Origin of the sequence: Ornithinibacillus xuwenensis, from assembly GCF_039614845.1 — a bacterium.
In the GTDB taxonomy this organism is placed as follows: Bacteria; Bacillota; Bacilli; order Bacillales; family Amphibacillaceae; genus Ornithinibacillus; species Ornithinibacillus xuwenensis.
In genome coordinates this window covers 32,769-53,979 of sequence record NZ_JBDIML010000004.1, presented here as the reverse complement: position 1 = coordinate 53,979, position 21,211 = coordinate 32,769, and the positions used below count along the sequence as shown (strand labels likewise).

At 37.6% G+C, this 21,211-nt stretch carries 18 protein-coding genes, 1 riboswitch and 2 other annotated features; of the genes, 9 read left to right on the top strand and 9 right to left on the bottom strand.

The annotated features are described in order from the left end of the window. Nucleotides 1–3 precede the first annotated feature (3 nt). Complete coding sequence (gene opp4C / locus ABC228_RS13030; RefSeq protein WP_345825581.1) at nucleotides 4–885, top strand: oligopeptide ABC transporter permease; 882 nt, start codon at nucleotides 4–6, stop codon at nucleotides 883–885. Between the two features lie 154 nt (nucleotides 886–1,039). After that, nucleotides 1,040–1,252, top strand: a complete 213-nt coding sequence (locus ABC228_RS13025) for a hypothetical protein (RefSeq protein WP_345825580.1) — start codon at nucleotides 1,040–1,042, stop codon at nucleotides 1,250–1,252. Between the two features lie 83 nt (nucleotides 1,253–1,335). On the opposite strand, the gene ABC228_RS13020 is transcribed toward ABC228_RS13025, so the two are convergent. Further along, a complete protein-coding gene (locus ABC228_RS13020; protein WP_345825579.1) occupies nucleotides 1,336–1,752 on the bottom strand; it encodes a M67 family metallopeptidase in 417 nt (138 codons plus the stop codon). Nucleotides 1,753–1,897: 145 nt separating this feature from the next. On the opposite strand from ABC228_RS13020, the gene ABC228_RS13015 reads away from it, so the two are divergent. Then, on the top strand, nucleotides 1,898–2,458 hold the full coding sequence (locus tag ABC228_RS13015; RefSeq protein ID WP_345825578.1) for a hypothetical protein: 561 nt from the start codon (nucleotides 1,898–1,900) through the stop codon (nucleotides 2,456–2,458). A 15-nt stretch (nucleotides 2,459–2,473) separates the two neighbouring features. Beyond that, on the top strand, nucleotides 2,474–2,737 hold the full coding sequence (locus ABC228_RS13010; RefSeq protein WP_345825577.1) for a hypothetical protein: 264 nt from the start codon (nucleotides 2,474–2,476) through the stop codon (nucleotides 2,735–2,737). Between the two features lie 69 nt (nucleotides 2,738–2,806). Here the strand turns inward: ABC228_RS13010 and ABC228_RS13005 are convergent, their stop codons facing one another. Then, the gene (locus ABC228_RS13005) at nucleotides 2,807–4,264 is read right to left on the bottom strand and encodes a hypothetical protein (protein WP_345825576.1); all 1,458 of its coding nucleotides are present in this window, start codon (nucleotides 4,262–4,264) and stop codon (nucleotides 2,807–2,809) included. 217 nt (nucleotides 4,265–4,481) lie between these two features. Here ABC228_RS13005 and ABC228_RS13000 point away from each other — a divergent pair, with 217 nt between their 5' ends. Beyond that, nucleotides 4,482–5,165, top strand: a complete 684-nt coding sequence (locus ABC228_RS13000) for a BMQ_0737 family morphogenetic spore coat protein (RefSeq protein WP_345825575.1) — start codon at nucleotides 4,482–4,484, stop codon at nucleotides 5,163–5,165. A gap of 173 nt (nucleotides 5,166–5,338) precedes the next feature. Here ABC228_RS13000 and ABC228_RS12995 read toward each other — a convergent pair whose 3' ends face one another. The 5 genes from ABC228_RS12995 to ABC228_RS12975 all read right to left on the bottom strand — a co-directional run bounded on the left by ABC228_RS12995 (nucleotide 5,339) and on the right by ABC228_RS12975 (nucleotide 11,763). Beyond that, on the bottom strand, nucleotides 5,339–6,439 hold the full coding sequence (locus tag ABC228_RS12995; protein ID WP_345825574.1) for a glycosyltransferase: 1,101 nt from the start codon (nucleotides 6,437–6,439) through the stop codon (nucleotides 5,339–5,341). Nucleotides 6,440–6,613: 174 nt separating this feature from the next. Further along, on the bottom strand, nucleotides 6,614–8,362 hold the full coding sequence (locus tag ABC228_RS12990; protein WP_345825573.1) for an NTTRR-F1 domain: 1,749 nt from the start codon (nucleotides 8,360–8,362) through the stop codon (nucleotides 6,614–6,616). Nucleotides 8,363–8,888: 526 nt separating this feature from the next. Then, complete coding sequence (locus tag ABC228_RS12985; RefSeq protein WP_345825572.1) at nucleotides 8,889–9,584, bottom strand: N-acetyltransferase; 696 nt, start codon at nucleotides 9,582–9,584, stop codon at nucleotides 8,889–8,891. Then, nucleotides 9,584–10,657 (bottom strand): Gfo/Idh/MocA family protein, encoded by a 1,074-nt coding sequence (locus ABC228_RS12980; protein WP_345825571.1) that lies wholly within the window; start codon nucleotides 10,655–10,657, stop codon nucleotides 9,584–9,586. Before ABC228_RS12980 ends, ABC228_RS12985 begins: the two co-directional genes overlap by 1 nt. Then, a complete protein-coding gene (locus tag ABC228_RS12975; protein WP_345825570.1) occupies nucleotides 10,654–11,763 on the bottom strand; it encodes a DegT/DnrJ/EryC1/StrS family aminotransferase in 1,110 nt (369 codons plus the stop codon). The genes ABC228_RS12980 and ABC228_RS12975 overlap by 4 nt, the downstream gene beginning before the upstream one ends. 199 nt (nucleotides 11,764–11,962) lie before the next feature. On the opposite strand from ABC228_RS12975, the gene ABC228_RS12970 reads away from it, so the two are divergent. Next, nucleotides 11,963–13,294 (top strand): nucleotide sugar dehydrogenase, encoded by a 1,332-nt coding sequence (locus ABC228_RS12970; RefSeq protein ID WP_345825569.1) that lies wholly within the window; start codon nucleotides 11,963–11,965, stop codon nucleotides 13,292–13,294. Nucleotides 13,295–13,556: 262 nt separating this feature from the next. On the opposite strand, the gene ABC228_RS12965 is transcribed toward ABC228_RS12970, so the two are convergent. Further along, on the bottom strand, nucleotides 13,557–15,194 hold the full coding sequence (locus tag ABC228_RS12965; RefSeq protein WP_345825789.1) for a pyridoxal phosphate-dependent decarboxylase family protein: 1,638 nt from the start codon (nucleotides 15,192–15,194) through the stop codon (nucleotides 13,557–13,559). Nucleotides 15,195–15,234: 40 nt separating this feature from the next. Continuing rightward, on the bottom strand, nucleotides 15,235–16,602 hold the full coding sequence (locus ABC228_RS12960) for a sodium-dependent transporter (RefSeq protein ID WP_345825568.1): 1,368 nt from the start codon (nucleotides 16,600–16,602) through the stop codon (nucleotides 15,235–15,237). A gap of 125 nt (nucleotides 16,603–16,727) precedes the next feature. Further along, a riboswitch (cyclic di-GMP riboswitch) is annotated at nucleotides 16,728–16,813 on the bottom strand. A 598-nt stretch (nucleotides 16,814–17,411) separates the two neighbouring features. Here ABC228_RS12960 and ABC228_RS12955 point away from each other — a divergent pair. From ABC228_RS12955 to sstT, 3 genes are all read left to right on the top strand, one after another. Further along, the gene (locus tag ABC228_RS12955; protein ID WP_345825567.1) at nucleotides 17,412–18,128 is read left to right on the top strand and encodes an HD-GYP domain-containing protein; all 717 of its coding nucleotides are present in this window, start codon (nucleotides 17,412–17,414) and stop codon (nucleotides 18,126–18,128) included. A gap of 39 nt (nucleotides 18,129–18,167) precedes the next feature. After that, nucleotides 18,168–19,088, top strand: coding sequence for a sensor domain-containing diguanylate cyclase (locus ABC228_RS12950; protein ID WP_345825566.1), 921 nt, complete (start codon nucleotides 18,168–18,170; stop codon nucleotides 19,086–19,088). A 167-nt stretch (nucleotides 19,089–19,255) separates the two neighbouring features. Continuing rightward, nucleotides 19,256–19,472, top strand: a binding site (T-box leader). Between the two features lie 57 nt (nucleotides 19,473–19,529). Continuing rightward, nucleotides 19,530–19,748: a binding site (T-box leader), on the top strand. Between the two features lie 213 nt (nucleotides 19,749–19,961). Then, nucleotides 19,962–21,179 carry a serine/threonine transporter SstT gene (gene sstT / locus ABC228_RS12945; protein WP_345825565.1) on the top strand — a complete coding sequence of 406 codons (1,218 nt, stop codon included), beginning with the start codon at nucleotides 19,962–19,964 and terminating at the stop codon, nucleotides 21,177–21,179. The last annotated feature ends 32 nt before the right edge of the window (nucleotides 21,180–21,211 follow it).

Genomic DNA, 21,211 nt, shown 5'->3' with positions numbered 1-21,211 from the left:
TAAATGCAATCTAACCCAAAAAAGAAAAAGTATCAAAGTCCGTTTCAGCTATCCTTAAGACGTTTTCTCAAAAACAAATTAGCGATTGCCGGAATTGTTGTTCTACTTATCATTACACTATCCGCTATCTTTGCACCATTTATAACAAGCCAAGACCCAACCTACGGGGACCTTCTAAAGATTGAAAAGCCCCCAACAGAGGAGCATATTCTTGGAACAGATGGATCGGGTCGCGATAATTTCGCTCGATTATTATATGGTGCTAGAATTTCCTTGATTGTTGGGTTTAGTGCGATGTTATTTACGCTTGTCATTGGGGTTATTACTGGAGCAATCGCAGGCTACTATGGCGGAAAAATCGATAGTATGATTATGCGACTAGCTGACCTCGTGCTTGCCATCCCTTTTATCGTATTAGCCTTAACCATTATCGCATTATTGGAATCGGTAACGATAACGCTATTTGTAACGGTTATTGCCCTGACCACTTGGCCAACCTTAACCAGGATTGTTAGAGGTACATTTCTATCCTTGCGGGAGCAAGAATTTGTACTGGGAGCAAAAGCAATTGGTGCTAGTGATTTCCGGGTTATCTTTAAGCATTTTATACCCAATGCCATCGGGCCGATTATTGTAAATGCCACGCTAATGATGGCAACCATGATTATTGTTGAGTCTGGATTAAGCTTTATTGGAATGGGTATTCCTCAGCCAACTCCAACCTGGGGAAATATGATATCTGAAGCTCAAAACATCCGGATCCTAAGAGACCATCCTGAGGCTTGGATTCCACCAGGATTAGGTATTCTTCTTACTGTATTGGCAATTAATTTTATTGGTGATGGATTACGCGATGCATTTGATCCGAAGAGTAATCGAAGATAGTATTACGATAGACATAAAGACGCTTTAATGGAAATAACCTGTTTTATTGGTTACTTTCAGTAGAGCGTCTTTTTTGTTGAGGAAATTTGAGCGCAATATTTCCCCTGCATATTTACCTATACTCAGGCTAGAATACTAACAGGAGGTGTGTGTAATGCATAAAAACAAAGATAACACTCCCGACAAGATAAAAGTAGAGCTTGGTGGAGCAGGGCTTTATGGAACAACCAGTAATGGTGAAATTGCCGGCTATAAGATGTCTGGGGACATTGAGAATGCTGGGCAACTTGATAAAGGCTTTGAAAAAGTAAATGACGAATCAGGTGCGACCGCTTCCTTAGATGATTCAAATCCTGGGGATGAATAGTTTCGGAATACAATGATGAAAAGCCTTTCTACGAAAGGCTTTTCAATTTGGATAGAGACTACTTTATCATCTTTCCAAATTCTTCAACTAATTATGATGGGAACTGCGACATAGTTATCCTTCATAATTCGATAGCATTGATAATACAATCCTCCATTCCAAAACGAAATAATTAACATCATAACTTCCTCGTCCGGATGATATTGTATATCCTGCTTAGACGGAGTCGGGGGTGCAGTTGGATGCGAGTGATAAAGCACCCTAACCTCTTCTTCTTTAGCTTCTATTTTTTTTAGTGTTTCTCCTACATTCCTTTGACTAACTAAAAACTGATTGTGAGAGGTAGCTTCGTTTATTAGCTTCCAATAAGATGTAATTTTCCCGTCCTCACTCCCACTAAGAAAACCACATGCTTCAAACGGGAGCGCCTGTTTACATTGCTCTATTATTTTTATCCAGATATGCTCTGGTATTTGAATACTGTTCTCCTGCTGCTTCATATGCTTACTCTCCCTATCAAGGCTTATAGTTATATATGCTTTTCTGGTTCTTAGCGTATAGATAAATTGCCATATATTTTAATAAATCCCTTGATTTCTGCATAAATATAGAAAAGTTACTTTCATGCATTGGAGGTGAACCTGAATGCATCAATATCAAGCTATACAGGAAAAAATTTTGCTGTTGAATAACCAGACGAAAGCCTATGTAGATGAGATTAAAGAATTACTAAAAAACCAGAATAGAAAATTGAATATCCCTTCCATACTTGGATATTTTACTTATTCCCTTAGTACAACGAACGATGAACGAGAAGAGAATATTATTTGGGGAGACTTTCAAATTAAAAATCTTACTGAAGAGCCAATTGAGGATTTATATCTATGTATTAAAATTGACGCAACCGACGATTACAAATTTACCGGTAAATATCAGACCAATAAAGGGAAGAAGGATAAGACAACATCAACAAGTGCCTGGGAACAATTCCATAATCAGGATGAAGATAATGAACATGAGCACTGGTTTCAGCTTTCTAATCAGAAACAATTACTACCTCAAGAAACGATTTCATTTTCAGATTTTCAGATTAAATGGAAAAACAAAGGCTTTTATACATGCTCCGTTCAGGGATATGCATATACCGCCTTTGAAAAAGAGGGAATTGCTGCGTTAAATACAATTAATGTAAGCACAAATGGTTAGAAGGATGTGAGCGTTTTGGTTAATAATGAACAGTTATGGGTACTTCTTCAAAATTTTCTTCATAAGGAATTACAACAAATTGAGTCTGATTCTGTTAACATCGAACATGTTGATGAAATCATCCTTAAAATGCTCGTTGATTATCGAGCAAAAGCAGAAACGCCCGTGTATTCCAAGAATAGCGAGCCTAATCTAGATGTCCTTCATCATGAATTAGATCAAGCAATTGAATGGAATCGTAAGCAATTTGAAGAGATTACTCGTTCCCTAAAACAATAGGATAAACTTCACCGCTACTTTAATCAGTTGGAGCTATTCACCTTAGAATAGCTCCTGTTCATGAACTATTTATAGTTTTGTTAGCTTTTCCCAAAACTTTTTTAGTTTCGACTTTTTTTCCATTTTCTCATCTTCTGCCAGGTTTTCATTAGTAACAGGTTCTTCAGTTGACTGTACCTCATTTTCAGAGGACTTTTGTTGTAAAGCGATAACAGTCTCACTTATTTCTTTTTCCGAAGTGTTTTGTTGTGGTATCTTTGGTTCTTCATTTTGCTGTACCTTATCAGAGATATCTTGTTGCACAACATTATTTTCCTTGGTAACAGGTTCCATTGAAGTATTTTCTGAAAGGATCTGTTTTGCACTATGTGGTTCTTCTTCTTTTACTGTTATTTTATTCGTTTTATTCTCAGAAATATGTCCTTTTACAATGTTGCTCTCTCCTTTAGACCGTACATAAACAGGCTTCTTACCTTGCTTCGAGAATGCCATTGGATTAATGTGGTTTAGGCTGTTTTTAGGTTTATTACCAATAACCTGTGAGACGTTCTTAGCATCCTGCAAATCTCTAAAAGTGAACCCTTTTCCAGTTATTTTCTCAGGGCTTTTCTGTGGTACTTGTGTTGCTGCTTGTTGCAAAAAGTTATAAGGATCCCGCTTTTTTGGGGGCGAACTATCTTTTTGATTTTTTTCCTGTAGCATATTTTTAATTTCGGTGATTTGACTTTGAAGATTTGTTAAAGTTGAATTTACTTGGTGATCCTCCACTCGGTCCTTCGAATGTATTTCTTTGTCCTTATTGTTATAGGTTAAAGACTCCTGTTCGACATTATGAGATGGCTCCGCACCTTTTACATATTCTTCCTTATGTTTCGTTTCCTTTTGTTTAACAGAGGAATCTTCTTTTTGTTCGGCAGAATCACTTTCAATTTGATTCTCATCATTCTCTTTATCAGATACCATATTTTCCATAATCTCCTCTCTATTCGGATTCGATAAAAGCTTGTTTTCTATTACATGAAGCGATTGAACTAATTCTCTAGCAATTTCTTTACACTTTTGAAGATACTTATACTGTTCTTCACCTATACGATCTAAAGGTGTACTCTCTACTCCTAATTCCCCACTAATTTGTTGATTAGTATGAATTTGACGAACTAATTCAACCAATTCATTAAACTGTTCATCATCAGAAAAGGAAGCTTCTTTCTGCTCTTCTTGATGCTCCAATTTTTCCTGTTCATTTAAATGAATCTTTTTTTCTAGCTTCGAAATTTCTTCCTTTAATAAATTCCGCTCTTCTATTAATTTTTGGTTATCAAATAGGCAGTCTTTTTGCTTTTCTTCTGCTTCCATTAGTTCTTTTTTTGTTTCTGCTAAATTTGTCTTTATTTCCTTAAACTCAGATTTAAGACGATAATAATCTAGGCTGATATCATTTTCTTGATAGCTTCGTATTATTCTTCTATATTTTTTTAATTGTACGAGTAATGTTTCAACATCCTCCCTGCCATAATTTTTCGGCATTATCTCCACCTCATAACGCACTAATTTAGGATATTTTATGACCTCGTGTGATTCAATGTGACAATTTTACAGTCTATTTTGCCTATTTTTATACGTCATTTAGATAGATGCACATTTTTGGATGTAAATACTAGAAAATAGACTTTTGTACAGTGCAAAAGGCAGTTATAACACATAATTTGTTACTGATAAATATTTCATGAAAGGGAGAGAAAATATGCAGGAACAACCATTACAAGGAGCCCAAGAGCTTCTTTGCATGAATGCAGAAAAGGTTTACGATTGGGTTATTCTGCAAGAAGATTTAAATCAAACAATTCTTCCAGCAGCAATAGGTACACTACCTTTTGACCCATGCGGACCAACTATAAGCGGCTTAACAGCTAGATGTTATTTAGTAGACCCTACCACAGGAAATCCACTTCCACCAAACGCTGAAATTCCAGTTACAGAAGTAGGAGAAAGAGAAGATCGACAATTTGTTGTTAATGGGGCATTAGTTACGTTGCAACGCGTATCCTTTATTAAAACACTGAATGTCGTTATTGAATTTAGTGGGTTTAACGCTACTACTCCATTTGTAATCACTTCAGATGAAATCGTAGTCGAAATTCCAGAATCTGTTTATCTATGCGCACCTGAAGGAACAAGACTTATTGTTCGAGTATCTGATGTAGATTGTAATGTTAGCGTAAACTGTGTTGCTGGCGCACTTGAAAGTGTCGATTTATTCTTGAATGTTTGCCAAAGTGTTCAGTCGGTTGCCGATGTAACACTTGAATTAGTTGCAGACTTCTGTCAGCCACGTGACATCTTAGTAGAACAATGTCCAACACCTTCTATTCCTCCGCAATGTCCAGCTGTCTTCCCAGGCAATATGGATGATGACAACGGCGAATAGATGAACCCGGTAATATGCGTTATAGTCTCTTATTCAAAGAGCCTATAGCGCACTTTTTTTGTTTACATATAATAAGGAATCTATAATTCTAAGCCTTTAAACAATTATACAGATTTTTAAGATATAAAAAGCTACCTATCCCAAAAATGAAATAGGCAGCTCTAATGATTCATTTAATTCTCCACAGCTTCCAGTAGATGTTTTCCAACTTTGGACTCTAAAAGTTCTTTATTAAATAGAATTTTTTCATCATCTGGGCGATATGCTCTTGCCTTTTCATTGTGATAATAGGATTTATCGAAATCTTGAAGATTGTAGTAGCAAACACAAAGTTGAAGATGTGGGTACCAAGTTGAATAGGCAGGATACGTAAAGCTCCACTTATTAAAATCACTGTCTAGTTCTGTTGCCAGCTTATACCAAAAGATTGCAGAATGAAAATCACGTTTACGTTGAAAGTAGAATCCGATTCGACTACAAGTCTCCGGACGTGGGGTTTTGGAATACTGGAAAGACTCAAATAAGGAAGACACTTCCTTTTCCACCTCATCGATGTGCCTATAACAATCTGCTTTATTTATACAAGCATATACCTTGTCCTCAACCCATCCCTCTTTCATCTGTATATTCTTTTCATAGCTATCTATTGCTTCATGATAATGACCGTTTTCACGAAGTTCATTTCCATAATAAAAATAATCCCTAGGAGTAAATACATCTCCTCTTTCTAATTTTTTCTGATAGATGGATAGATTTCTTCCTACAGAATGACTTGTTTTCTTATGCGTTACAGCAACATCAGAGTTAATAATTTTTCCATATACCTCGAGATACTGATGACAATCGCCTTTCCACTTGAAATTTCTACTTCTTTTTACAAGTCTATTACGCCGGTATTGTAAAGTAACATTGCCATATTCATCTATACCAGCATTATAATACATGGAAACAGAATCAACAGTCGGATCCAATGTCTCCTTTAGTTTCCTTAACTTCTCCTGGTCCTCATCAAGTAGAACATCATCTGCATCTAAATATAATATATAGTCCTTTGTCGCATATTTAAAAGACTCATTTCTTGCTGCCGCAAAATCATCTATCCATTCAAAGTAAAATACTCTGTCTGTATATTTCTTCGCGATTTCTACTGTGGTATCCGATGATCCAGTATCGACTATATTGATTTCATCAACAATACCTTTCACCGTATCAAGACATCTGGCAAGTACTTCTTCTTCATTCTTCACAATCATACATAAGCTTATTGATACCATTATGGTGCTCCTCTCATATGCTAGTTAAGGGTTCTTATTCGTAATATAATGTATTACTTGAAATGAAACTCGTTTGTACCTGAGACCTACAATTGGTGGAAAAAGGTATTTGCTTATAATAGTGGGATTTTAGGAATTAAAAGACCTAAGCGCCTTTCACGCTTAGGTCAATTATTAAACTAAATCGTCATCAATTCTAATAATACTTAGGGTAGCACCTGCACCTGTTTGCAGAGTAACTGCGCCTGCTAATCCAAATAGTTCTAGAGAGACTGTACTACCAGCAGCAAGCGGAACGATTACTTCTCCACTTAAGTTCGATAGCGCAAGAATTGGATTAATTACAGATGCTGTATTTGGTGTACCATTTATTATTAGCCTTGAGCCAACTGCTACTCCTGCTGTTAAATTAATGCTATAGGAGATAAAATATCGACCATCCACAGGAACAGTAAATTCAGAATCTGTACCATCCGCTGTAATACCATCCAAGGACTGTTCGTCAGGTAATGGTATGGATGTTCCTCCCGCCACAACAGCAATTACAGGGCCAGTCGTATTCGCAGCAAAGGCAGAGGTTTCCGTTACCGAATCACCCGTTGGACCTGGCGCTCCCGTTGGACCTGGGGCTCCCGTTGGGCCTGGCGATCCGGTTGGACCTGGGGCTCCCGTTGGGCCTGGTGCTCCCGTTGGGCCTGGTGCTCCTGTTGGACCTGGCGCTCCCGTTGGACCTGGCGCTCCCGTTGGGCCTGGTGCTCCCGTTGGGCCTGGCGCTCCGGTTGGGCCTGGCGCTCCGGTTGGGCCTGGCGCTCCCGTTGGGCCTGGCGCTCCCGTTGGACCTGGCGCTCCCGTTGGGCCTGGTGCTCCCGTTGGACCTGGCGCTCCGGTTGGACCTGGCGCTCCCGTTGGGCCTGGTGCTCCTGTTGGACCTGGCGCTCCGGTTGGGCCTGGCGCTCCGGTTGGGCCTGGCGCTCCGGTTGGGCCTGGTGCTCCTGTTGGACCTGGCGCTCCGGTTGGACCTGGCGCTCCCGTTGGGCCTGGTGCTCCCGTTGGGCCTGGCGCTCCGGTTGGACCTGGCGCTCCGGTTGGGCCTGGCGCTCCGGTTGGGCCTGGTGCTCCGGTTGGGCCTGGCGCTCCTGTTGGACCTGGCGCTCCCGTTGGACCTGGTGCTCCGGTTGGGCCTGGCGCTCCTGTTGGGCCTGGTGCTCCGGTTGGGCCTGGTGCTCCGGTTGGGCCTGGCGCTCCTGTTGGACCTGGCGCTCCGGTTGGGCCTGGCGCTCCCGTTGGACCTGGCGCTCCGGTTGGGCCTGGCGCTCCGGTTGGGCCTGGCGCTCCGGTTGGGCCTGGCGCTCCTGTTGGGCCTGGCGCTCCTGTTGGACCTGGCGCTCCGGTTGGGCCTGGCGCTCCCGTTGGACCTGGTGGGCCAGTTGGACCTTCTTCTCCAGTTCCTTCCGCTTCGAGCAACGCAACATCATCTACATATACAAATGGTGCATTTAAGGCACTAACTGGTTTGCTAATAACAACTCTTGCTTGAGTCGTACCAGCAGGAGCAACCTCAGTAGTTTGGTAAACTTCTAACCAGGTATCATTTACTACATAAGGGATAATACCAAATTCAATTTCGGTTTCTAATCCCACAGCCAATACATTATTCATGGCATCTAAGAATAGAACTTGAAGGATAATGATTGGACTTTCCTGCAGATTACTCTTAGCAAGAGATACTAATAATTCATATCCCTCTCCGGGCTCAGCGGGGACCGTTTGAGTTAGGGAAGCATTAACAGAGCTATTGGCAAGTCGAGCTGAATAAGTCCCTGAATGGGAATATTGATTCGTAATAGTTGCATTGACTACTTGCCAACCTGTGAAGTCTCCGGTCTCAAAGCTACCATTTACTATTAAATTGTTTATGCTCAAAATGTATCCTCCTTTACATTTTTATTTGTTTCTCCACTAGATTCTTCTAGTATTGAAACTCAAAATTATAGTATGTAAGATTAAAATGCTTGTTCAGGCAGCTAACCCTTACAGGAATGAAATGTGCTATCTTACATGCAGCAAGGGTCTAAGGAGTATAAGTTTATTCAAACTTGAATTTTCAGTAAATCTATTAATCTAGTGTATTTAACTATGATTGCTTATAAAACCACTTTTGAAGCAGATTCTCAATTAATAAAATTTACAAGAAACTGCATTGTAATATCCCCTACTAATAATCGTTTTATAACTTGACTATCATTTTCAGATTAAACTTTAGCTTTTCTAGTGCAAACATTAGTTTTTTTCAATACATTTTTATCCTTTTTAGTTCTATCTTTAGCTTTTCTAGTATAATCTTTAGCTTTTCCATACAAAATTACCTTCTCTCTCTACCTATCACCGCACCCGAATACCTACATACATAAAAAAATCCCGTTCTGCCTAAAATCAGAACGGGTCAAGTTTATTTATTTAACTCTCTTGCGGGATTTCCTACAACCACTTGATTATCGGCTACATCTTTTGTGACCACCGAGCCCGCACCAACAACCGCATTTTTTCCAATAATAATCCCCGGAAGAAGGGTTGCATTATTACCGAGTTTGGCACCTTGCTGAATAGTCGGGCCACGGTGTTTGTAGTTACCTGCTCCCATGTACTTATCATTTGAGGTTGAACAGCATGGACCAATAAAGACATTGTCTTCAATAATCATGTCTCCAGTTATATACGATCCAGTTTGAATCGTAACCTGCTTTCCAATCCTCGTATTCATTTCGACCATTGCATTTCTGCCAATTATGCTCCGGTCCCCAATACGGACCTTTTCTCTAATACTAGCTAAATCACCAATAAATACACCATTGTTTATGGAACTACCTTTATAAAGAACCGTGTTACTTCCAATTTTGACATCATCCTTAATAACTAATGGCTGGATAGCATGCTCCGGTTTCCTCGACATGCTTTGATTAGCAGAAGGCGTTTTCCCGAGAATAGATAAGTCGCCAATTAAAACATTATTTCCAATTCTTGTGCCGGCTTTAATAATGACATGGTTGCCAATTGTGACGTTATCACCAATAATGACATCTTCCTCTATAACAACATATGCTCCAAGCTCTATCTTTCTTCCAAGTGAAGCCGTTTCGTGAATCATTACATCCCTCCTTTTCGAATCATTTCATGTGTAGAAAAGTCCGTCAAAGGAAGCGTTAATTCCTTCTTTAAAAGTGAAGATTTATACATTCCAAATATGGTCATCAGGGAAAGAATTGCTGCTTCTTCCCCCATAATGAGGTGTTCGGCCTTATCATGGAGAGCTCGAATAAAGTTCTCGTACATATAAACATGTTCGTTATAATCTTCTAATAGTGGTGTAAGTTCTTTCGTGTTAATGGTGTTAGGAAAATAACATCGTTCAAATCGATTAAAAGAAGGACCACCAAGTGAAATAGTTCCCTCTTCACCAAAGATTGATAAATAATACCCTAAATTATTTGGTTGCGTTATACTATTTGCTTCGATTACACCTTTTGCTTTATTTTGGAATGTGAGTAATCCAGCTGCAATATCCTCCGTATCTTTTACCTCTAACGTATTGGCAATATTACCATATACTGATTCAACATCTCCCATAAACCAAATCAATAGATCAATTAGATGAATTCCTTGATTTAACAACATTCCGCCATCGCTTTCCCAGGTTCCTTTCCACGAGGACCCAGTGTAATAATGCTTCGGGCGATGAATCCGCATGGTAGCCACTCCGAAGTGGAGTTTTCCAAGAGCACCTTCCTCTAAAAGTGCTTTTAGTTTTTGCATAACTGGTCGATAGCGTAGCTGATGACAGACTAATATTCGCTTTCCTTTAGCTTCTGCTACTTCTAGAATTTGATATGCATCAGAAAGTGAAAGGGCGAGTGGTTTTTCTATCATGACATGTTTGTCATGTAGTAATGCCTGAATTGCCATTTCAGCATGTAGACTGGAAATGGTTGCAATAACGACTATTTCGATTTCATTGTCACGCAATAAATCATAGTAATTGTTGTATAATCTAATAACCGCTTTCTCTCTCGTTAGCTTTTCATATTCTTCCATCGCTTCATTCATCTTTCCGGAGTCTATATCACTAACTGCTCGTAGTTCAACCTCATCTAATTGACTAATGGTTTTCAGATGTTTTTTTGCAATATGACCACATCCAATTAATCCGATTGTGTGCTTCATAGATTCTCACACACTTTTTTTAATGTTGAAATTACGACATCTTGATCTTCTTTTGGTAAGAATGGATGTAGTGGGATAGCAAATAATCGATTTGAAACCGTTTCAGCAATTGGAAAATCCCCATAGGCATACCCCAAGTTTTCATATACTTTTTGAAGGTGTAAGCACTGCGGATAATATATTCCTGTTTGAATAGAGGCTTCATGAAGCGAGGATATTATTTCCTGCCTTTTTGATGATTGAATACAGAATAAGTGAAATACATGAGAACGATCAGGTAATAGTACCGGAAGCTGAATGATATGATTAATGCTTTTTAATTCAGTCAGATAACGTTGTGCAACTTCGTGTCTTTTCGTATTCCATTTATCGATTTCTTCCAGGCAGATTAGTAGAATGGCAGCATGTAATTCATCCAATCTACTATTATAGCCTATCGCATGATGATAGTACTTTTCGCTACTTCCGTGAACGCGTAGCTTTCGAAGCGAATCCGCTAACTTATCATCAGATGTTGTGATCATCCCCCCGTCGCCAATTGTTCCTAGGTTTTTAGTTGGAAAAAAAGAGAAGCAAGCAGCATCACCTATACTTCCCACTCTTTTCCCCTTGTACGTAGCACCAAAGGCTTGACAGGCATCCTCAATAATCAATAAATGATGCTTCTTACCAATCGTAAGGATTTCGTCCATGTTAGCGGACTGTCCAAATAAATGAACCGGTAAAATTGCTTTCGTTCGGGAAGAAATCTTCTCTGTAATTTTACTGGCATCAAGTTGGAAGGTTTCTGAATCGATATCTACAAATACGGGTGTTGCTCCTACTCGCGTAATAGCCTCAGCTGTCGCAAAAAAAGTAAAAGGTGTTGTGATGACTTCATCACCTCTACCGATGCCATACGCATCCAAAGTGAGTACTAAAGCATCCGTACCATTCGCAACAGCGATTGCATGCTTAACACCTAAGCGTTCCGCAATTTGACTCTCCAATTCCTTTACGTTCTGTCCTAGAATATACTGACCACTCTGCAATACTTCTAATGTTGCCTGAACGATTTCATTTTGAATAGACTCATATTGTTTTTTTAGGTCAATCAATGGAATCATTTTTTCACTCCTTCTAACTAGCGTCATATCTTTATATATGTATTTTCACAAAGATACTAGAGTAACGGCACTAAGGCATGAATAGCAGAAATCAACTTTCACCCTAATGATACTGCCTTTTTTACGGATAGCTTGGAACAGTCTATGAAAGCATTTCATATAAAATAATAGCTCTTAATCATTAGAGAGGATAGTTGTCATGAAACCAAAACTAGCAAAAATGCCCGGTGTAACAAATAACCTATTTAACGAGCGCTCTTTCGTTATTGGGGTAGTTGGTTTGGGGTATGTTGGATTACCAGTTGCACTAGGATTTTCAAAGAAATATCAGGTTATCGGATTTGATATAAATGCAAATCGGATACAATCCCTACAGCAGTATGTTGATGAAACAAAAGAGGTTACTAGCCAATCATTAGCAAATTCTTCTATAGAATTCACCACTGAAGAACAAAGGCTAAATGCGTGTCATATTATAATCGTAACAGTTCCAACCCCATTAAATTCTCTGAAGGAGCCGGACCTATCTTTTCTTACTAGTGCTTCTACTATAATTGGGAAGAATATGCAGAAGGGAACCATTATCATCTATGAATCTACCGTCTATCCAGGAGCAACAGAGGAAGTATGTATTCCAGTTCTTGAAGAATCCTCAGGATTCCTAAACGGAAAGGAATTTTTTGTTGGTTATTCCCCTGAAAGAATCAATCCCGGTGATAAAACAAACACTTTCACTTCAATTGAGAAGATCGTAGCTGCTCAGGACGAAGCGATACTAGAAAAAGTTCATCAGCTCTATCAAAGTGTAATCGATGCCAATGTGTATAAGGCTACATCAATTAAAGTGGCTGAAGCTGCAAAAATAGTAGAAAATACGCAACGTGATATTAATATTGCTTATATGAATGAATTAGCTTTGATATTTCAACAAATGGGAATCAGTACCTACGAAGTGCTCGACGCAGCTAGAACAAAGTGGAACTTCCTCCCCTTTAGTCCTGGTTTAGTTGGTGGTCATTGTATTGGCGTTGATCCTTATTATTTTATTTATAAATCCAAAGAAGAGGGCTATGTACCAGAATTTATTTCAGCAGCACGAAATATCAATGATAGGATGCCCACTGTTATTTCCGATATTGTACTAGATTACCTTCATAAACAAAATGACAATATCGACCAGATGAAAATCGGTATATTAGGGCTTACTTTCAAAGAAAATGTAGCCGATGTACGTAATTCAAAAGCAATTGAAATTGTACAGAATTTAGTAGATTATGGGTTAGATGTTTATTGCTATGACCCCTGTATCAATCAAAAGGATTTTGCTGATTATGGATTCAATATCGTTAATTGGGAACAGCTATCAGAATTAGATGTGGTAATTCTTGCTGTTTCACACCAAGAATTCCGAGAGATGAAGGAAGAAGATTTCATAAAGCTCTTTAGAAAAAATACGGGCATGCTCCTCGATATTAAAGGTCTATTTTGGCAACACCAGTTTCCTAACGGGATTGACGTGATTAACTTATAAGATAAGCTGTGAAACATGACTTGCTCAATTGTTGATTAAAGGAGTGATACTATTGAATCCTAGGCGACTAGTAAAACCAAACGCCAACACAAAAAAAGTTGTAGCAAAGAGACAACCTGGCGGGTGTGGATGTGGAAAGAAGCGAGTTAAGAAATAATATGTAAAAAACCTGTTACTTATCCTATATAGAGTAAGTAACAGGCTTTTTTAGATTCTTCATTAATCACTAGTTATGCGTGTAATCTCGTTAAAATTCTTCCGATTAAACGAATGTCTGCTCATAAGTCTTCATAAAAAGATCCATATGTTGCTTTAAAAATCCAACATAACGGTCAACTTCCTCTATGGTTGAATAAGGAGAAATTGTGAAGAATTTATGTGCATATATTGGAATTCGCTGACTTGAATTAGCAGTTTTTAACAAGCGTTGCTTCTTTGTATTTCCAAAGAAAATCGTATCTCGCTCCACTCCAATTATTTCAGCAAATTCATCATTAAATTGGTTAATTTCAACTACTTCTTCAAGTGAAACCGATTCTCGCAATTCTTCATTCCATTTAGAAGCTTCTGGATAGAAACGGAAAGTCGTAATTGGAGAAATCTCATTTGTCACGGAAACATTTGGAATTTGTTTCTGTAATTTTTCTCTAAAAGCAATGTTAACGCGAATATAGTTTGCTAGTAGCTCTTGATACCCTTCCATACCAAATGCCAGTAATGATGCATATATCGCCATCGCACTTCCCATTCGTGAGCATTCTAGCGTATAGCTTGTATGATAAGAACCATAGCCACGATTTCCAACATAAGGAGTCTCAGACGCATCTAAATCCACATACCTTAAATACTCTTTATCCTTAATTAAAAATAAACTTGTAATGTACGGTGTTTGTCCAAGTTTATGAAAATCAAACACCATACTGTCAGCTAGATTAATAGATTGAAACTTCTCCTGATAGTCTTGTAAAACAGTACAAACCTGTTCTTCCAGCTTTAATGGATTCTCTGTAAAATCATAATCATTAAAGAAGGTATACATGCCTCCCATTGCAGAGTCTGCATGAATATAAATCGGATCTAACTGATGTTTTTGCTCTAACACTTCCGTAATTCTCTTTATTCCAGCTAAATCATCGATGCCAAAGGTATCTGTTGTACCCATTGTTGCTAGAACATAAAGCGGAACACCACCACTTGCTATAACGTCCTCCATTTTTTCTTTTAAATCATCTAAATTCATCGAGTGATCATCATTGATGCCTACTCGAATCATATTATCAATTCCAATTCCTGTAGCTTCCACCGACTTGTAAAGACTATAGTGTGATAACTCTGAACAGAAACAATAAAGATTCTTAGGAACACCAGTCTTGTTAGACTCTGGTGCATGGCGAGCAATTGCAAGACGTAAGGAATTAAATACTGCTCCCTGTCCTCCCCATGTGGTATAGCCTGTACTAATGCTTGAATCATAGCCGATTATCTTAGAAAGCATACTCGTAATTTCAATCTCTGCTGTAGCAGCCGCTGGACCTTCAACATCCCATAGGTTATTCCCATTTACTAACACCATTACTAAATTACCAATAATACTAGCGATATTTGGAAGTGGAGCAGCATTTGCGACATAATTTTGATTGACATAACGATGCCCTTTTACCAAATCCAATAGCTTTTCTACCGTTTTTTCCATCGATAATCCATTTTGCGGGATCTGTGCTTGCTTAATAATACGATTATAGAAATCCTCTGTATAATCTGGCATCTCACCCAATGTCAATTTAGATGGATCCTTTAACTCATCTACTTTTGAAAGAATAGTATTGATATAGGAGACTAATTCCTCTCTTTGTAGCGCATTACCATCTACGCTTGGAAACAATTGTTGAATATCCTTCATCGTTGTCATTTCTTTAACCTCCATGCTTCACTATATAAGCTTAACTAAATAATTTTCCAATCCATTTAAATAGTCCTAGAACATCTAAAAACACAACAATAATTGCAATTGGTGTTACATATTTTAAGAGAAAATACCATATCGAAAAGAAGGACTGGCTAATACGTGATCCTTGCCTTAACTCTTCATATAGCACATCCTTTGATACCTTTCGCGAGACAAAAATAGCGATTAATAAAGCACCTAATGGCATGAGAACATTACTTACTGCAAAATCTACAAGGTCAAAGAATGTTTTATCAAACAGCTTCACATCCGCTAAAACCCCATAGGATAAACATGATGGAATTCCAACGACAAAGATTAAAATTCCAACTATCCACGTTGTTTTCTTACGCTTTTCTTGTTTGTTTTTTGTAACTGCTGCGACAATTATCTCTACCATCGAGAATGCTGAAGTTAACGCAGCAAATAAGAATAAGATTAAAAATGCTAAAAAGAAATACATGCCAAACGGCATCTGATTAAATACGGCCGGCAATACAGAGAAGATTAATACCGGTCCAGCATTCGGTTCGAGATCGAATGAGAAAACACCTGGGAATATTGCTAATCCAGCTAATAATGCAATTACGATGTTTAATGCAATAATGGAAATCGCAGATTGTGGTAAATTTTGTTTCTTCGGTAAATAAGAAGCATACGTAACCATAACCGAAACCCCTAAAGATAATGTAAAGAATGATTGCCCTAGTGCAAATAAGATACTCTCTGAGGTTAACTTAGAAAAGTCAGGGACTAATAAAAACTCAACTCCATCCATTGCGCCTTCCAGGCTTAAAGAACGGATTACCAACCCGATAAATAGAATTAGTAATGCAGGCATCATTACCTTACTCGCTACCTCAATTCCCTTCTGAACTCCTTTGGCAACGACAAGAATGGTAATGAATAAAAAGACAAGTTGCGCTGTTAACGTCGTTAGAGGATTCGCAATAATTTCACCAAATAAGGCTCCATATTGATCCTGCGTTAGCCCATTAAATGCTCCCGTAAAGATTTTTAAGATATATAAAATAATCCATCCACCTACGACACTGTAGAAGGACAACAGCATAAAGCATGTAAAGACACCTAATTTTCCTATTAAACTCCATTTTGGATTATCTGTAAGCTTGCGATATGTATTAACCGGATCGCTTTGGCCCCTTCTCCCAATAATAAATTCACCTAGTAGGAGTGGCATTCCTAGTACAAATGTAAATACTAAGAATAATAGAAAGAAGGCTCCTCCACCACCCGTTCCGGCAACATAAGGAAATTTCCAAATAGCTCCTAACCCAATTGCTGAACCTGCAGCCGCTAAAATAAATCCTAATTTTGATTTCCACTGCTCTTGTTGTGACATCGTAATTCCTTTCCTTTTTTATTATTCCTTCAAAAGCGAGACAATTTAAAACAAAAAAGCCCACCTCAACTGCTGGTGGACATAAGAAGCTATTGATCACTTCGTTAAGTATTATCTCCAACCTTTTTGGCAACCCGGCGACCATCGAAACATTTCCATTAGGCCCGTGGCTTTGCGTCCCCATTTTTCAATAGGTTTGCTATTATCAAAGGAATGATTAAAAAATGTTAACTATTTTTTTTCCTTGCAATAACAATTAGATAGGCATTTAGAACTATATGTAATACTAACCCACTCTAACTACCAGTACAATTTTACTACAAGTCTTCATTAATTTAAACCCTAATATTTTCTATTCAACTGTAAAAAATTTATTGTTAACGTACTCATAGATGGTATTCGTTAACATTTGCATTCGTTATGTAAAAACTTCCATTATTATAACACTCCCATATTGTTGTTTCTAATATAAATTTAATATCTCAATTAACCGTTCAATAAGAATTAAAAATACTATCATGCAAAAACTAATTGAATCAAATGGATATAGTTAGTTTTTTCCCCTCCATAAACCGAATACAATACTTACGTCAAATCAATATTCCGGAGGTATTATGTTACAAGCATTTATAAAGTTAATAAATAACCCAAGATTTTTTCGATACAGCTTTTATATATTATTTTTAATAACGATTACGTTAAACGGTATTGTTTTCCATAATGAAAGTAATTTTTATATTTTATATATTTTTTGTACCATATTTTTGGGTATTGGTTTCTATGAGAGGCATAGTTGGATATTATTCCTCATGACAACTATAGTAGTTGCTTTTAGATTTTTTCTAATAGCTGAAGAAACGAAAACCCTCTGGACATTCCTAACATACTTATTTACCTATCTGTTGATCATGTTTATTTCTTTAGGGTTAATGAAGAATATGCAACGTGTTATTGAGGATAATTTAGAATTAACAATAGCACTTTCTAATGCTTTAGATTCTAGGGATCCATATACACGGAATCATTCAGAAAACGTCGCAAAATATTCGGTCATGATTGCAGAAAGGATGAAGTTATCCGAAGATGCTTGCAAATCAATTCGCATCGGAGCTTTATTACATGATATTGGTAAAATCGGTATACCTGAAAGAATTTTGAATAAACCTAGTAAATTAAGTAAGGAAGAGTTTAACATTGTTAAGACTCATCCTACTATTGGATATAACATGATAAAGCATGTCATGAATTATCGCTATAATGGTGTCTTAGATATTGTTTTATACCATCACGAACGATATGATGGCACAGGATACCCAGAAGGACTAAGCGGTGATGAAATACCATTACTAGCTAGAATTGTAGCAGTAGCCGATAGCTTTGATGCAATGTCCTCTAAACGTATTTACCGGGATCCGCTTGATACGGAATACATACTAAATGAAATTAAAAATAAAAAAGATACCCAATTCGACCCTCAAATTGTTGATATTTTTCTTAATATATGGCGTAATAACAACATAGAGTAAAAGATTATTTCACAACTTGATGTAATAAGAGGGATTTAAATGGGATATAAAACTACCAAAGATTTACTTGAGCTAGTCAATACCGTAATAGAAGGAAAGCTGTTATTTGTCGGGAAAATCCAAGCGGATACCTTCACTGTTATGGAAACGCTAGATAATAATACTGGAATTAACCTTCCAGAAAAATCAACATTTGATTTGAAAGAGTCTTATTGTCAGCAAATATACTTCGGAAATCGTGAACCAATGATTATTAATGATTCCTTTAACCACGCTTTTACAAGTAATTTAAACGTAACAAGGGATTTGAATATTCATTCTTATATTGGCGTCCCCATTTTCTATAATAATGGTGAAATGTATGGAACACTATGTGCAGTGGACTCGAAAACTGCTCATTATACGGAAAAGGATATTGATATACTAGTTAAATTTTCAAATCTTTTCTCATATGTTATTGAATTAGAGAAGCAAATGACATTGGACACACTTACCGGGCTATTAAATCGGAACTATTTATTTAATCATTTTGATTATATGAGTAACCAAGGATCTATTTTACTTCTTGACCTAGATGGGTTTAAGCAAGTAAATGATAAATACGGTCATGATGTAGGCGATCTAGTCTTAATTGAAGTTGGTAACCGTATTCGTCAAACGATTGATCATGCTGACATAGCTATTCGATTTGGTGGAGATGAATTTGTCATTGTATTGCCAAATCAAACCGACTCTCATTCAACTGCTGAAACAGCTAGAAAGCTAACAGATAGGTTAGCAGATTGGAGTAATTTTGATTACCAGATTCATGTATCTGCTAGTATTGGTATTGTGCCTTTTCCACAAGAAGGCAATGATTTAAGGTCTCTACTAAAGAAGGCCGATTCTGCCATGTACCAAGCGAAACTTAATGGCAAAAATACTTTTCAGCTCTATAATGACCTTGATGCAAAGGTTTGATCATTTTATTTGAATAGCTATCATAGATGACTACTTCCAAGCAAATGGAAGTAGTTTTCCTTTACTTAACCCTCCAAAGCAGATGAAAAAACTTATTCAAAAAAAGTATTGAAATATACGAGTGGATGATATATGATAAATCACAAATTAATTAATAATTTAAATTAATAAAAGCAAAGAAAAGGACACGAGTTATTTTTACAGTTTGCAGAGAGGGAAGGATTAGCTGAAACCTTCCTAACGTTGGAAAGTAACTTACCACCTTTAAGCTGTATTGGGGAAATAAGTATCCAATGCCGTTATGCTGCGTTAAAGCGTTTAAGCCATAAGTCATTTACTTATGGGAATTTGGGTGGAACCACGGGTAACATACTCGTCCCTTTACCAGGGATGCGTGTGTTTTTTTATTTTCACCCTGAGAATGAATCTAATAAATATTGCGAAAAAGCGATGAAAAGGCCATGAATTATTTTTACAGTTTGACAGAGAGGGAAGGCTAGCTGAAAACTTCCTAAACGAAGGAAAATAATTTACCACCTTTGAGCTGTATTGGGGAAATATAGTATCCAATACCGTTATGCTGCGTTAAAGCACTTGAGCCATAAGTCATTTACTTATGGGAATTTGGGTGGAACCACGGGTAACATACTCGTCCCTTTATAAGGGATGCGTGTGTTTTTTTGTTGCCATTTTTATGTTCGGTGAGGCGAAAAGGCTAAAGTTTGGGCTGGAAAATCTGATGTTTGATCTGAGTAAGCTAAAGTTTGGGTGGAAAAGGCTGAAGTTTGCACCAGAAAAGCTAAGTTTAGACACAAAAAGCGAAACATCTAAACTGGTACAAAAATAATGACATCATACTGAGGAGGAAAATAGATGAAAAACTTATTAAACAAGTGGAGTCATGTTAGTCTAGTAAAACGAATTCTTATTGGTATTATGATAGGTACTATTTTTGCATTAACAATTCCTAATGCGGTAAGCTGGATCAGTATTTTTGGTGAATTATTCGTAGGTGCTTTAAAGGCTGCTGCACCAATATTAGTATTATTCCTTGTCATGCATGCAATTTCTAAGCACAAACAAGGTCATAAAACAAATATGAAATCTGTCATTGCCTTATATGCGGTTGGTACATTTCTAGCTGGGTTAACTGGCGTTATTGCAAGCTTTCTTTTTCCAGTTAATTTATCTCTAACTACTGGTGCCGACAATCTAACTCCACCAAGTGGTATTCTAGAAGTTTTGGAAACAGTACTATTTAACATCGTTGACAATCCGATAAATGCATTAATTAACGCAAACTATATTGGTATATTAGTTTGGGCTGTACTCTTTGGTATTGCGTTAAAAGGTGCATCAGAATCTACTAAGAATATGCTAGAGAGCTTCTCAAATGCTATATCTACTATTGTAAAATGGGTGATTAATTTGGCTCCACTAGGAATCATGGGGCTTGTCTTCAATGCGATTGCAACAAATGGGCTTTCTGCCTTGCTAGATTATGGAAAGCTCCTTTTAGTTCTACTAGGATCTATGATTTTCGTGGCACTAATTGTCAATCCGATAGTAGTTTTCCTAAGCATACGGCAAAATCCTTATCCACTTGTCCTCACATGCTTAAAGGAAAGTGGTATTACAGCATTTTTCACTCGAAGTTCCGCAGCTAACATTCCAGTTAATATGGAATTATGTAAAAAACTAGATTTGGATAAAAATACGTATTCAGTATCTATCCCACTAGGTGCAACAATTAACATGGCTGGTGCAGCTGTAACCATTTCGGTCTTAACGCTTGCAGCTGTCCATACACTAAACATTGAAGTAGACATGATCACGGCGGTTTTATTAATTGTTCTGTCTGCTGTATCTGCGGCAGGGGCTTCCGGTGTTGCAGGTGGGTCCCTTTTACTCATTCCACTCGCTTGTAGCTTATTTGGCATATCGAATGACATTGCAATGCAGGTTGTTGCGGTAGGGTTTATTATCGGTGTTTTACAAGACTCTTGTGAAACAGCACTTAATTCATCAACAGATGTGCTCTATACAGCAACCGCTGAATATGCAAAAAACCGTAGAGATGAAGCGAAGTAAATAATCCACATGATGAAAGCCCCCATGTACTT

Bases quoted from the DNA above. Each gene is read 5' to 3' on its own strand.
- opp4C (WP_345825581.1), top strand. From the start codon at position 4: ATGCAATCTAACCCAAAAAAGAAAAAGTATCAAAGTCCGTTTCAGCTA.
- ABC228_RS13025 (WP_345825580.1), top strand. From the start codon at position 1,040: ATGCATAAAAACAAAGATAACACTCCCGACAAGATAAAAGTAGAGCTT.
- ABC228_RS13020 (WP_345825579.1), bottom strand. From the start codon at position 1,752: ATGAAGCAGCAGGAGAACAGTATTCAAATACCAGAGCATATCTGGATA.
- ABC228_RS13015 (WP_345825578.1), top strand. From the start codon at position 1,898: ATGCATCAATATCAAGCTATACAGGAAAAAATTTTGCTGTTGAATAAC.
- ABC228_RS13005 (WP_345825576.1), bottom strand. From the start codon at position 4,264: ATGCCGAAAAATTATGGCAGGGAGGATGTTGAAACATTACTCGTACAA.
- ABC228_RS13000 (WP_345825575.1), top strand. From the start codon at position 4,482: ATGCAGGAACAACCATTACAAGGAGCCCAAGAGCTTCTTTGCATGAAT.
- ABC228_RS12995 (WP_345825574.1), bottom strand. From the start codon at position 6,439: ATGGTATCAATAAGCTTATGTATGATTGTGAAGAATGAAGAAGAAGTA.
- ABC228_RS12985 (WP_345825572.1), bottom strand. From the start codon at position 9,584: ATGATTCACGAAACGGCTTCACTTGGAAGAAAGATAGAGCTTGGAGCA.
- ABC228_RS12980 (WP_345825571.1), bottom strand. From the start codon at position 10,657: ATGAAGCACACAATCGGATTAATTGGATGTGGTCATATTGCAAAAAAA.
- ABC228_RS12975 (WP_345825570.1), bottom strand. From the start codon at position 11,763: ATGATTCCATTGATTGACCTAAAAAAACAATATGAGTCTATTCAAAAT.
- ABC228_RS12970 (WP_345825569.1), top strand. From the start codon at position 11,963: ATGAAACCAAAACTAGCAAAAATGCCCGGTGTAACAAATAACCTATTT.
- ABC228_RS12965 (WP_345825789.1), bottom strand. From the start codon at position 15,194: ATGAAGGATATTCAACAATTGTTTCCAAGCGTAGATGGTAATGCGCTA.
- ABC228_RS12960 (WP_345825568.1), bottom strand. From the start codon at position 16,602: ATGTCACAACAAGAGCAGTGGAAATCAAAATTAGGATTTATTTTAGCG.
- ABC228_RS12955 (WP_345825567.1), top strand. From the start codon at position 17,412: ATGACAACTATAGTAGTTGCTTTTAGATTTTTTCTAATAGCTGAAGAA.
- ABC228_RS12950 (WP_345825566.1), top strand. From the start codon at position 18,168: ATGGGATATAAAACTACCAAAGATTTACTTGAGCTAGTCAATACCGTA.
- sstT (WP_345825565.1), top strand. From the start codon at position 19,962: ATGAAAAACTTATTAAACAAGTGGAGTCATGTTAGTCTAGTAAAACGA.